The sequence below is a fragment of the Comamonas sp. A23 genome (assembly GCF_004522605.1).
GTDB classification, from domain to species: domain Bacteria; phylum Pseudomonadota; class Gammaproteobacteria; order Burkholderiales; family Burkholderiaceae_C; genus Comamonas; species Comamonas thiooxydans.
Genome location: NZ_RSDT01000001.1, coordinates 38080 through 49511 on the forward strand (window position 1 = coordinate 38080; position 11432 = coordinate 49511).

Below are 11432 nucleotides of genomic sequence, written 5' to 3' on the forward strand. Positions count from 1 at the left end.
CTAGATCGCCTCATACTGGTTTTCGGTTTCAGGGGCCAGAGCAGCGCGGATCTGCTCGGGGGACAGCGGCTCTGCCATCTGGGCCAGCACCTGCTGGGCGCAGAACTCGGCAAGGGCTGGGTGCTGGGCTACTCGTTGAGCGGGTGTCATTGAAGGTCCTCCAGATAGTCGGTGTAGATCGCAAAGGCGTGGAGCTTTGCGAAGTGGTTGGCGATGGCCTCGCGCAGCTGCTGGGCCGCGGGGCTCACCATCAGCTCAGAAAAGGCGGCTTGCGTCGCGTCATCACTGGCTTCCATGGCCTGATACAGCAGCTCGTCTGCGCTCATGCCGCCGGCGAAGGCGTACTTGTCGAACCAGTCCCCAGGCTTGACCACCTTGGCGAACTGTCGCGCCACGATGCCAGGCGCCTGGACGGCTGCAGTCTCGTGCAGAGCGTTGGCAGCCTCCTGCTCATCGTTCCAGCGCTCGGCGTCTGCATGAGGGTTTGGCGTGGGGCCGAGATAGATAGGAGGTCGGGCGTTCATGACAAGCTCCAGGAATAAAAAAGCCACCCTGAGGTGGCAAGCTCACTGCGAAGTGAGGGGGAGTAGATAGACGACGCAGCGGTTCGCCAGATGAGGGTCCAGCTAGACAAATGCGCAAGGGTTAAAGAAATGCCGCGCCATCTGGTGTGACCACTGTCGCCACGACGCAAGCGCCGCGTTCCTAATTGCCGCCAGCCCAGGCCCATTCCTGAGCTGCCGTACCTGCTCGAGCAGTCACGCCAGATAGCTGCCGCTTACGCCGGCAAGTCGTGCTGGTGGCCAGCGGTCGCTATTCTTCGTCGGGCTTCCAGCCTTTCACCTCATAGGCGAAGGCTGTCCACTTTGCTTTTTGCTCTTCCGACATATCGCGCCATGCCTGCGCCTCATCAGCCTCGATCACTTCGCCGTTTTTTAGCTTGAACACACCGCAGTTGCTGCCTATGTCCTCGTCTGCATACGTGATGGTGATCACTTCCTCGGGAAACTGCTTGGAGAGCGCCACGAAGATCGGCTTTGGACAAGCCCAGGCGGTGTCGAATTGAGCAGTCCCGCTCTGTGCATCAACCACGCTCTCGTAAGCGTTCCACTTCGTGCCCCATTCTTTGCGAGCGAAGTCCATGTTGTGCAGGTAGCCGCAGGCTCGATGGTTGCGCAGCATGCCGATGAACTGTTCAAAGCTCTCGTCATCCAGCTTTTTGATATCGGCGTCTTGGCGGCTTTGGGCTTCAAGTGCCCGAAGTAACGGGTTAACTGAAAGTGCGCGGCCAACTACGGCCTCTGCCATGGTTTCAGCGCTGATGCTGATGCCATTCCAGTCAGCTCCCACGATGCATGGCGAGGGCATTGCTTTGCTGAAATCAAACTGCCCTTGTTGATTGGTCGCGGCCTCAATCACTGCCTGCGAAGCTTGAACCTTGTTCGTGACCCAATTTGGCATCTTGGCTCCTTGAAAAAAGAAAAGCGCCTTCTAGTGAAGACGCTTGTGTGTTTGTTCCCCGCTGCTTTCCCGGGGTGTTCATGATGGGCACCTAAGACCGGTGCGATTACCCTCTTGCAGTATTCCAGCCGGGCCTTGCAGGCCTGGTTTGTAAGAACCGGGGAGCCGACCCCCGGCACCATCACGGCGGTGGACTGGGCCGCCTAGACCTAGCGCGCAAGGCGCATCGGTGTAGCCCACGGAGTCGAACCGTGTCCAGTCCACCTGCGTGATGGCCCCGCTAAAGCCCTGCGGGGGAAGGCACATGCATGCCGCATGCTGGCGAATCGCTCACATTTCAGTCACCTCATATTCCCAAGTTCGATTTGTAGGCGTCAAGGAGACCTTCTTCTCGGAGCGCCTCGGTTGCCTTCTGCGTGGCGGCCGTGATTTCATGCTTGAGGCCATGGGCGGCCAGAGCGTCACACAGAAGCTCGACCAGAGATGCCTTCCTCCGATCCTTGGCGATCAGCTTGAGCTTCATCAGCTCCACCTTTGTGCGCTGGCGGTCGGCCTCCAGGCAGGCGATTTCAGAATCCAGAGCTACGCGATCCTTGATGTCGGTGTGCTCGCCGTAGACGAGAAACCGCTCCTTGTTCCTCAGCCGCAGAGCCTCCTTATCGAAGAGCTCCCGCTTGTTGATCTCGCGCTTCAGCGTGAGCTCGGTGATTTGTTGTTCAAAGCTGCTCATTTACGCCCTTTCGTTGGTCAAACCGCAGCGCCCTGGTTCAAGGCGCTCTGGTTTGTCCCGTATCGCGTGACGGTTGGCACTGCAGGATCTCCCAGCCGCTGCAGGCTTCCACCCCCGGCCTCAGAGAGACGCAGACCTCGGCGGCTGCTCAGCTACGGGATTCCTTCGCTGCTCTCGTCATTGGCTTGACCGCTGCACTTTTGCGTTACTGCTTTGTGCTGCGATGGATGTATTGCACCATTCGGTGTCATGCATGTCAATACCATTTGGTGTCATTGAGGCTACTTTTTTTTTGGTGCACTGCTTCAGGTGCCTGAAGAAGGCATGAAAAAACCCGCCAGGAGGCGGGTCGGTTTATGGATGAAGTTGCTTAGGCAGGGTTTCTGATGAAACCGCGCGCTATCCAGCCGATGATGGTGGCGGCCAGATAAATTAAGGCTGCCCCACCTAGTGCGTAACCAAAGTGCTTTAGCAGATCAACTATCCGTCCCTTGAAAAGCATGCTGTTCAGGGCCTCAAGCTGCTCAGGAGTTGGACGGAAATTTGCACTGACAGAATCAGCATAAAGACGAACATTCGCCGAAGTGCTTGAGTCCATCCAAACCATGCCTTTGGAAGTGTGATCTTTGTAAGGAATCAGCATCTTCCCATCATCAGATTTATGGGCCTTGAAGCACAAGGACCCATACACCTTCTTTCCAGGCAAATCCAAAGTGACCGGCTGATACTTGTCTTCAAACTCACATTTACTGTCTTCAATCAGAATTGGTGGAAAGCCAAGTGCGAGGACTTCAAAGGTTGCTCTGTCCATTGGCGGGTTTAGAAATCCAACTGCTATGGCCGATGCCGCCCATAGGGCCATCAATGCATATGTGATTCTTCTAAAACCAGAGAACAGGTCAAGCTTCACAGTTTTGCTCCCATCCAAATCGCACGCCCCTGCACAGCAGTTTCTGTGGCACCGTCTATCAGGATGTCATCATGGTCGGGATTGTCCGATCTAGCCACCCATCCATCGTTTACCTTGAAAAAGCGTTTCACCATCATCTCGCCATCCCAGCTAAAGGCATAAATATGGCCGGCTCGTGGTTCTCGATCGGCCTTGTTGATCAAAAGTACAGCACCATCTTTTATGGTGGGCTCCATGCTGGCGCCCCTCACGGTCACTATTGCTGCGTTGGCCGGGCTTACACCGGCATTGCGCAAGAAGTCACGGCGGAACTGCAGGGTTCCAGCTTCTTCCACGATTTCAACTAATCGGCCTGGGCCCGCACCGACTTCGACGGTCAAGATGCTCACGCCGACGAAATCAGAAGACTCCTCATCTCCATCGAGCGAATATTTCGGGAGGTCGAGCTTCTCCTCAATCTCTCTAGCAAGTTCGGCCCCGATATCTCGTGACCCCTGAAGGCGGTTGCTCCAGAAACTGGACGAACGGCCGAGCAGATTTACCAGGTCGGAAGGGGACCCGGCGTCTGGGTTCTTCCGGCTCACCCAGCCTCTGCGCACACAAAGGGCGTTCAGATTGTGTTTTCGGATCTCAGATAAAGACGACATGCCCCGAATAGACATCATGAATGACACCATTTGGTATTGACACCTAATTGCACCATGTGGTGCAATGAGGCATGGACCTCAAAAAATACCTTATGGCGTTGTCGCCAACCGAGCGCGGCGAGTTTGCTTTGCGCTGTGGAACGACCATCGGGCATCTCACGAATGTCGCGAATGGACACAAGCCCTGTTCGCCTGAGCTCGCTGTTGCGATTGAGCGCGAATCCTCCGGCGATGTCCGAGGGGAAGGGCTTACCCAGAAGCTCGACTGGGCCTACATCCGATCCGGCGCTGCGCACCTGACCCCAGAGCAGCCCGCCCCCGTTTCCCCCACCACAACTACTCAAGAGGCCTGAAAGATGACCTACCGCAAGCGCGAACTCGTTCGTCGTCCCAGCGCAATGGTGCGCACCAACGAGAAGGAAGAGTCCGAGCTGGACATCCTGGTGGAGTTTTATGGCGGGGTGTCGAAGAGCGAAGCCTTCCGTCTGGCCTTGCTGGAGATTGCTCGTGAGAAACGTCATGAGAGCAATTCTTTGGCGCCGCGACGTTTGGCCCAACCCGTTGACGGCAACGCCTTTTCATGCCTGCGGGCGGCGTGAGCCATGACATCACTGGGGAGACCACCAGACATGGCACCGCCAAAACCGACCATTACTGAGACACCAGTCTCACTTGAAGGCTTTGAACTTCAAGACATTGCTGCTCTTGAAAAAGTAGCAGAAGACCGCGGCATTTCTTTCGATGAAGCGTGCAGGCAGCTGCTGCAAGAGCACGCCCGTAGCCTGCGCAAATCGCAACCAAAGGGCCTGCTGCAGCGCCTGTTTGGCAACCGTGCGGCGCACTAAGAGTTACTCAAAAGTTATGCATACGAACGACCACAAAGAAAAACGCCTGCGGCTTTTGGCGAAGCGTGCAGGCGTTCTTTTGGAGGTCGCCTATCTCGGAGGCAACCGGGATAGGGCAATTCATTTCCTAAATCGAATGAACCGGATCTTAAAGCTGGTTCAGCAAGAAAACAAGGGGGCCTGATATGGCTCGCATCAGAACCATCAAACCTGAATTTTTCACGTCCGAAGACATCGTGTCTTTGTCGCCGCTGGCACGCCTCTTTTACGTGTCACTGTGGTGTGAGGCTGACCGCGATGGCCGCCTTGAATGGAAGCCTCGCACCTTCAAATTGCGCTACCTCCCAGGCGACAACTGTGATGTTGATGTGCTTGGCTCGGAGCTGACAAGCGCCGGTCTTGTGGTGCTCTACGAGGCCGAAGGAAAGGTCTATGCGGAGATTCCAAGCTTCACAAAGCACCAAATCATCAACAACAGGGAGGCGGAAAGCATCATCCCGGCACGCGTGAAGCACGCGTCAACCACGCGTGAAAGCGGAAAGGAAGGAAGGAAAGGAAAGGAAGGGAATGACGCGTCAAGTCACGCGTCGTTGTTCGAGACCTTCTGGGAGACCTATCCGAAAAAAGTTGGGAAGGACGCTGCACGCAAAGCCTTCGAGAAGCGAAAGCCTGACGAGCCATTGCTCGAAAAAATGCTCAGCGCGATCCGCCAGCAGGCCCAGAGCGACCAGTGGACGAGGGACGGCGGGGAGTTCATCCCGCACCCGTCGACTTGGCTGAACCAGGGGCGTTTCGATGACGAACCGGGCGGTAAGGCGGCCGCCGGCCAACCGGGCAGCGCCATTGGGAGCTTCGTGTGATGCGGGGCCAAGAACCTTTGCTGCAGATGCGTCGAGCCGGCGTTTTGCCCAGCGCAACAGCCTGGGTGACAGACACGGAATGCGAGCTGGACGCCTGGCTTTCGCGCAATTGGCACGGCGCCCCAAATACCGCCACTGGGCACCTAGAGCCATGCATTCACCTCGATGAACGCGACGTTCCAGAGCTGCTCGACTTCCGATGCCTGATCGGCCTGCAAGTGCACCTGCACTGCTGGAGAGGCGATGAACGGGCAAAGCGCCTGTTTGCCGCGATCCGCAATGCAGGGCCCGCCGCCTTGGCATGTGCCCGAGACAACGAAGTTTGGTTTTTTACGAAAGAGCAGGGTGGAAATGGCAAACGTCTACGTACCTGATGACATCGATTTCGCTCAGTACGAGCAGGAAACCGAAGCGCAGCGCAAAGTTCTGCCAGCGTCTCTGTGGGTGCAGCAGCTGATCGACCGCATCCAGAACCCAGTGAAGGCGAAGCATCGCCTGATGCCTTGGAAAAAGACCCATGGCCTGTTGCAGTTCCGTCCTGGAGAAGTCACGGTCTGGGCCGGCGCCAACGGTCAGGGCAAGTCGATGGTCACCGGCATGGTCGCCCTGAGCTTGGCCGCCCAAGGGGAAAAGATCTGCATCGCCTCGTTCGAAATGAAGCCTGAGCGGACTCTTGAGCGCATGGGCCGTCAGTTCGCAGGCATGAATCCCGAGGCCGTGGCTGCCCGTGGCAGTGAGAAGTCGATCAAGAACCTGCTTGACGTGTATGAGCAGTTCCGCGATTGGACGGACCAGCGCCTATGGCTCTACGACCAGCAAGGCACCGTGGCCTGGACGAATGTGTGTGCAGTGGCCCGCTACGCCGCAAAGGTGCTGGGCGTCACGCAGATCTTCATCGACTCGCTCATGAAGTGCGTGCAGGGCGAGGACGACTACAACGGCCAAAAGGCTTTTGTGGACGAGCTGACGGCCATCGCGCGCGACTACGGGGTGCACATCCACCTGGTGCACCACATCAAAAAGCCAGCAAACGAAGAGCACGCCCCCAACAAATACGACCTCAAGGGCACCGGCGCCGTGTCTGACCTCGTGGACAACGTGGTGCTGGTCTGGCGCAACAAGGTCAAAGAGCGCAAGCGCGAAGAAAACAAGCTCACAGAAGAAGACGAGGTTCGGGAGCCGGACACGGTTCTGATCTGTGACAAGCAGCGCAACGGCGAGTGGGAAGGAAAGATCGGCCTCTGGTTCGACAAGCCAAGCCAGCAGTTCCTGGGCATCCATGGTGCCGACCCATTGCAACTCTATGTAGACCCCAGCGAATAAAACAGGAGCAACGAATCATGATCATCATTGGAATTGACCCAGGTTTGACAGGTGCTTGCGCCGTCATGGACCACAACGGCGTGCGGGCCATCTTCGACTTGCCCACCATGCCCGTGCCTGGCGCCGGCGAGAAAGCGCTGGTCAAGCGCAAGATCGACGGCAAGGCCTTCTGCCAGCTGCTGCTGAAGCACTGCCCGGCCGGTGAAGGCAAGCCACTGGCCGTGCTGGAGAAGGTCAACACCATGGGCGGCGCAAACAACGCGGTGCAGACCCAGGGCAGCCTGATGCGTAGCCTGGGCGCGATCGAGAGCGTGCTGGAGTGCCTCGGCTACCCGACCGAGCATGTCGCGCCCCAGTCGTGGAAAAAGCTGTTCCGCCTAGGCTCCGAGAAGACCAAAGCTCTGGAAATGGCCCGCAAGCTGCACCCCGAAGCTGCCGGCAACCTCACACGCCAGAAGGACCACAACCGCGCCGAAGCGGTGCTGCTGGCCCACTGGGGAAAGGTGGAGCTGGTATGAGCTGGCTCTGGCTTATCCCCGCATTCCTGGCCGGCCTGGTCATCGGCATCTGGCTCGGCATCGCCTCGGTCTCCAACAGCATGGATGGGTACTGACCATGGACACGACCTCATCCAACGTCATCCCCCAGAGCTTCGGCGGCCGGCCCTACCCGCAGATCGCTGAGCTGGTCGACGACCTGAACGCAGTGCTGGGCAAGTACGACGGCCAGATCCCGCTGGCGGCTGCAATCGGCGCGCTGCGCATCGTGGAGCACGGGCTGCTCCAGCAGGAAGGATCGTGATATGCGCGACCGCCTCACCCTTGTCCTAAAGACCCCAGAGCAGGGCCACATCGCCATCATCAGCGCCTGGAAGCAAGCCAAGCAGGTGCTGGCCGATGGCCGCCGGCTGGTGCTCGAGCTCCGACCCGAGCGCCGGCAAGAACGCCACAGCCGCCACTTCCACAGCCTCATCAACCAGATCAGCGCGCATGTGGGCGGCGACCTATCCAACACCGACGACGCCAAGCGCATCCTAATCAGCGCCTTCCGCATGGACACCCTGCGCGATTCCCAGTTCTGCGACGAGTGGGCACGCTTCGGTGATCTGCGTATCGGTCGTGGCCTGCGCGGTGAGACCGTGATGCTGGGCACCCAGTCCAAGGACTTCACCGACAAGCTGGCCCGCGGCTTCATCGAATGGCTGTATGCATTCGGCGCTGAGGCGGGTGTGGCCTTCAAGCCATGGGAGGGCGACCAGTGCTGAACCGCCTGACCAACGCCGAGCGCGAGCACCTTGCCCGGGTGAAGCAGCTGCCCTGCAGCGTCTGCGATGAACCCGGCCCCAGCGAAGCCCACCACATCAATCAGGGCCAGCAATACACAGCTGTTGCTCTGTGCCCCAGCTGCCACACCGGCTCCCTCATGGGCTGGCACGGCCAGAGGCGCATATGGGCTATCAAGAAGATGGATGAAATCGCAGCGCTGAACATAACAGTCAAGCGCTTGATGCTAGAAAAATAGGAGCAAATATGAACGCAGTGGCAGAACACCAGCACATCGATGAGTGCCAGCTGAACGACTTGCTCAACGAGATCCTGAGGGAGTGGCACATCTGGTCAGCCGGCGACACGATTGCCGAGGGCTACCCCAGCCGCTCCCCGTCCTGCGCCCTTGGACCGGCGGGTAGTGATGGGGATGGCCCATGCATGGAAACTGTGGACGCCGTGATGGATGCCATTCCTCAGCCCCACCGTACAGCCCTGGCATTCCAGGCGCGCAACCTTCACAGCCGCGCCCAGGTGTGGAGCAGCCCCAGGCTCCCGGCCAACTGGGAGGAGCGCCAGATTCTGCTGATGGAGGCCCGAAACCTGTTCACGCGCGGCCTGATGGCAAAAGGCGTTTTAGGGGGTTGACGCAAAAAACAGTTCGTGCAGAATACGTCTCGGGCCGTTGCGCCCAAAAATTCCAAAGCCCTGGCCTCAACCGCCGGGGCTTTTTCGTTTGTCTCCTGCTGGCCGAAAGCCGGCACCTGCCGCCCAGGTTCGCCTCGGCGGCTTTTTTATTCCCGCTATGACCGAACTCGAACTTCAACGGGCAAAGCGCTGCTACGCACAGATGGTGCGTCCATCACGCTGGGAACGGTTCCGCACATGGCTGCGATCTTTCTCGCCACAGCAGAAGAAGCTGGCCAAACGCCGCGTGCAGCTCGATCGCAAGGCGGAGGTAGAGCGAAAGGCTCGTGAAGCCCTCTGAGCAGTTTCGCCACCACCAGGCGCGTCCGGCAAAGCATGCACTGACACATGGGACGCTAGGCCTGTGTGGTGGCACCTATTAAATGGCAGTTATCTACATTGCCTTGATCGATTCCGACAACCAGTTCATGGCATTCGGCGCTTGAGTTAGCCCGTAATCCAAAGCCTTGGTCAAGAGGTGTTTTGCGCCTTCTTCTCCTAAAGAGGAGAGCTTTTTAGAGAGCGTGGATTTTTCTTCTACGGGGAGGTTTGATTCTTCGATGCGCCGCTGTAATAAAGCCGTCAAGGTGTCCTCATGTAGCTTGACGGTGACCACATCAAGGATCTTTGATAAACCGCCATCATCCAAAAGGAAATCCATGCCTTTATGCGTAGCTAAGAGGGCGAGGATGCCGACTTTGCCGCCAAACATGTGCTCGGACTTCATGTCAATCAGTCCATGCTGCTTCAGATAGTGAAGGTTGGCATAAACGACTGTGAAATCTGGGTGCCAGCGCCTTATTTCCGCAGTTATGTCATCAAGATCAAACGGATATTTCTCAGCAAGAGCCTTCAATATCGTGGCTTGAAGGTTGCGATCTAAAAGAGTTTTTGTTTCCATATCCACATATTTACATACTCCTATGGCACTCACCCCAAAGCAAGAGCGCTTTGTGGCCGAGTACCTGATTGACCTGAACGCGACTCAGGCCGCGATCAGGGCTGGCTACAGCCAAAAGACAGCTGGCCAGATCGGCGAGCAAAACTTGAAGAAACTTGAAATCGCTGAAGCGATCAAGGCCGCCATGGAAAAAAGGGCTGACCGCAACAGCGTCACCCAGGATGAAGTGATCAGCGGACTGCGAGAGCTGCGCGACATGGCCATGGGCAAGAAGCCTATGCGGGTGACAGAGATCCTGCGGGTCTCCGGGAAGCCTCCCAAGACCATCGAGCTTGATGTGAAGGTCTTCGAGGCTGCTGCTGCCAAGGGCGCCTTGGAGCTGCTCGGAAAGCACATCGGCATGTTCAAGGAGAAGGTCGAGCTCACCGGTGCCAACGGCGGCCCGGTCGAGACAGTCTCGCGCGTCACGCGCACCATCGTGGACCCCAAGGCATGAGAACGCTGGACCTGAAGACGGCGCGAGTGTTTGCGCCGCTGCTGGAGCCTGCCCGCTACAAGGGCGCGCACGGCGGCCGGGGCTCTGGGAAGTCCCATTTCTTCGGCGAGATGCTGATCGAGGATTGCTTGTATGAGCCTGGGGCCAGTGGTGGAGAGGGCCTGAGATCAGTGTGCATCCGTGAGGTGCAGAAGGATCTGAGCCAGTCCAGCAAGGCGTTGCTCGAGGGCAAGCTATCCGCGCTGAACCTGGGGTCGGCCGATGGCTTCCGGGTCTACAAGGACGTCATCACGACGCCTGGCGACGGCCTGATCATCTTCAAGGGCATGAACGACTACACGGCCGACAGCGTGAAATCGCTGGAAGGCTTCAAGCGGGCATGGTGGGAAGAGGCGCAGACTGCCACACAGCGAAGCCTGGACCTGCTGCGGCCAACAATGCGCGCACCGGGCTCACAGCTCTGGTTCGGATGGAATCCGCGCTTTGCAATGGATCCGGTGGACCGCATGTTGCGCGCTGCTGAGCTGCCCACAGGCGCCCTGGTGGTGCAAGCCAACTGGCGGGACAACCCCTGGTTTCCTGCAGAGCTCGAGCAAGAGCGCCTGGACTGCCTGAGGCAGCAGCCTGACAAGTACGACCACATCTGGGAAGGCGGCTACGAGACGGTCAATGAGGGCGCCTACTTCGCCAAGCAGCTGACAGCAGCCAAGGCAGAGGGCAGGCTTGGCGTGGTGGCGGCTGACCCCAGCATGCGCCTACGGGCCTATGTGGACATTGGCGGCACGGGCCGGAATGCCGACAGCTTCGCCATGTGGATCGTCCAGTTTGTCGGCCTGCAGGTGCGCGTGCTGGACTACTACGAGGCCCAGGGACAGCCCATGGCGACGCATGTGCAGTGGCTGCATGACCGTGGCTACAAGTCTGATCGCCTGGACATATGGTTGCCACATGACGGAGACCGCTCCGATGTGGTGTTCGCTGTGACGCCGGCGAGCGAGCTGCGCCGCCTTGGCTACACCGTGACCACGATCCCGAACCAAGGTAAGGGCGCTGCGCTCAAGCGGGTCGAAGCCGCGCGCCAGCTGTTTCCCAGCATCTGGTTCAACCAAGAGAGCTGTTCCGGTGGCCTGGCGGCCCTGGGCTGGTACCACGAGAAGCGCGATGAAAAGCGAGGAATCGGCCTGGGCCCAGAGCACGACTGGTCAAGCCACGGCTCCGACGCCTTCGGGCTCATGTGCTGCGATTGGCAGCCGCCAAAGATCAAGACAAGCAAGCCTGCGCCCGTGGCGTCTGGCTGGATGGGATAG

At 58.5% G+C, this 11432-nt stretch carries 20 protein-coding genes; 13 read left to right on the plus strand and 7 right to left on the minus strand.

The window, feature by feature from the left end:
- The 6 genes from EIC84_RS25865 to EIC84_RS00235 form a co-directional block, all read right to left on the minus strand.
- Positions 1-150: a hypothetical protein gene (locus EIC84_RS25865; RefSeq protein ID WP_003061541.1), complete on the minus strand. Its 150-nt coding sequence runs from the start codon at positions 148-150 to the stop codon at positions 1-3.
- Positions 147-524 carry a hypothetical protein gene (locus EIC84_RS00215; RefSeq protein ID WP_003061543.1) on the minus strand — a complete coding sequence of 126 codons (378 nt, stop codon included), beginning with the start codon at positions 522-524 and terminating at the stop codon, positions 147-149. Before EIC84_RS00215 ends, EIC84_RS25865 begins: the two co-directional genes overlap by 4 nt.
- A 289-nt stretch (positions 525-813) precedes the next feature.
- The gene (locus EIC84_RS00220) at positions 814-1461 is read right to left on the minus strand and encodes a hypothetical protein (RefSeq protein ID WP_003061545.1); all 648 of its coding nucleotides are present in this window, start codon (positions 1459-1461) and stop codon (positions 814-816) included.
- A gap of 346 nt (positions 1462-1807) precedes the next feature.
- Positions 1808-2191 (minus strand): hypothetical protein, encoded by a 384-nt coding sequence (locus tag EIC84_RS00225; protein WP_003071429.1) that lies wholly within the window; start codon positions 2189-2191, stop codon positions 1808-1810.
- A gap of 370 nt (positions 2192-2561) precedes the next feature.
- On the minus strand, positions 2562-3101 hold the full coding sequence (locus EIC84_RS00230) for a hypothetical protein (protein ID WP_131361393.1): 540 nt from the start codon (positions 3099-3101) through the stop codon (positions 2562-2564).
- Complete coding sequence (locus EIC84_RS00235) at positions 3098-3766, minus strand: S24 family peptidase (protein ID WP_237704535.1); 669 nt, start codon at positions 3764-3766, stop codon at positions 3098-3100. Before EIC84_RS00235 ends, EIC84_RS00230 begins: the two co-directional genes overlap by 4 nt.
- Positions 3767-3819: 53 nt before the next feature.
- Here EIC84_RS00235 and EIC84_RS00240 point away from each other — a divergent pair, with 53 nt between their 5' ends.
- From EIC84_RS00240 to EIC84_RS00295, 11 genes are all read left to right on the plus strand, one after another.
- On the plus strand, positions 3820-4101 hold the full coding sequence (locus EIC84_RS00240; protein ID WP_003071438.1) for a YdaS family helix-turn-helix protein: 282 nt from the start codon (positions 3820-3822) through the stop codon (positions 4099-4101).
- Positions 4102-4104: 3 nt separating this feature from the next.
- Positions 4105-4347, plus strand: a complete 243-nt coding sequence (locus tag EIC84_RS00245; protein ID WP_003071440.1) for a hypothetical protein — start codon at positions 4105-4107, stop codon at positions 4345-4347.
- 30 nt (positions 4348-4377) lie between these two features.
- A complete protein-coding gene (locus EIC84_RS00250) occupies positions 4378-4593 on the plus strand; it encodes a hypothetical protein (protein WP_131361395.1) in 216 nt (71 codons plus the stop codon).
- Positions 4594-4609: 16 nt separating this feature from the next.
- Positions 4610-4777 carry a hypothetical protein gene (locus tag EIC84_RS25870; protein WP_003071448.1) on the plus strand — a complete coding sequence of 56 codons (168 nt, stop codon included), beginning with the start codon at positions 4610-4612 and terminating at the stop codon, positions 4775-4777.
- Between the two features lies 1 nt (position 4778).
- Positions 4779-5453, plus strand: coding sequence for a hypothetical protein (locus tag EIC84_RS00255; RefSeq protein WP_003071450.1), 675 nt, complete (start codon positions 4779-4781; stop codon positions 5451-5453).
- A gap of 351 nt (positions 5454-5804) precedes the next feature.
- Positions 5805-6776 carry a DnaB-like helicase C-terminal domain-containing protein gene (locus tag EIC84_RS00265; protein ID WP_003071453.1) on the plus strand — a complete coding sequence of 324 codons (972 nt, stop codon included), beginning with the start codon at positions 5805-5807 and terminating at the stop codon, positions 6774-6776.
- Between the two features lie 17 nt (positions 6777-6793).
- Complete coding sequence (locus EIC84_RS00270) at positions 6794-7294, plus strand: hypothetical protein (protein WP_003071456.1); 501 nt, start codon at positions 6794-6796, stop codon at positions 7292-7294.
- A gap of 97 nt (positions 7295-7391) precedes the next feature.
- Entirely contained in the window at positions 7392-7577 is a 186-nt protein-coding gene (locus EIC84_RS00275) for a hypothetical protein (RefSeq protein WP_003071461.1), read from the plus strand.
- 1 nt (position 7578) lies between these two features.
- Positions 7579-8040, plus strand: coding sequence for a recombination protein NinB (locus tag EIC84_RS00280; protein ID WP_003071465.1), 462 nt, complete (start codon positions 7579-7581; stop codon positions 8038-8040).
- 265 nt (positions 8041-8305) lie between these two features.
- On the plus strand, positions 8306-8689 hold the full coding sequence (locus EIC84_RS00290; RefSeq protein WP_003071470.1) for a hypothetical protein: 384 nt from the start codon (positions 8306-8308) through the stop codon (positions 8687-8689).
- A gap of 157 nt (positions 8690-8846) precedes the next feature.
- Complete coding sequence (locus tag EIC84_RS00295) at positions 8847-9029, plus strand: hypothetical protein (protein WP_131361397.1); 183 nt, start codon at positions 8847-8849, stop codon at positions 9027-9029.
- Between the two features lie 93 nt (positions 9030-9122).
- Here EIC84_RS00295 and EIC84_RS00300 read toward each other — a convergent pair whose 3' ends face one another.
- A complete protein-coding gene (locus EIC84_RS00300) occupies positions 9123-9635 on the minus strand; it encodes a hypothetical protein (RefSeq protein ID WP_131361399.1) in 513 nt (170 codons plus the stop codon).
- 16 nt (positions 9636-9651) lie between these two features.
- Here EIC84_RS00300 and EIC84_RS00305 point away from each other — a divergent pair, with 16 nt between their 5' ends.
- Complete coding sequence (locus EIC84_RS00305) at positions 9652-10125, plus strand: terminase small subunit (RefSeq protein WP_003071475.1); 474 nt, start codon at positions 9652-9654, stop codon at positions 10123-10125.
- Positions 10122-11432, plus strand: a complete 1311-nt coding sequence (locus EIC84_RS00310) for a PBSX family phage terminase large subunit (RefSeq protein WP_003071478.1) — start codon at positions 10122-10124, stop codon at positions 11430-11432. Before EIC84_RS00305 ends, EIC84_RS00310 begins: the two co-directional genes overlap by 4 nt.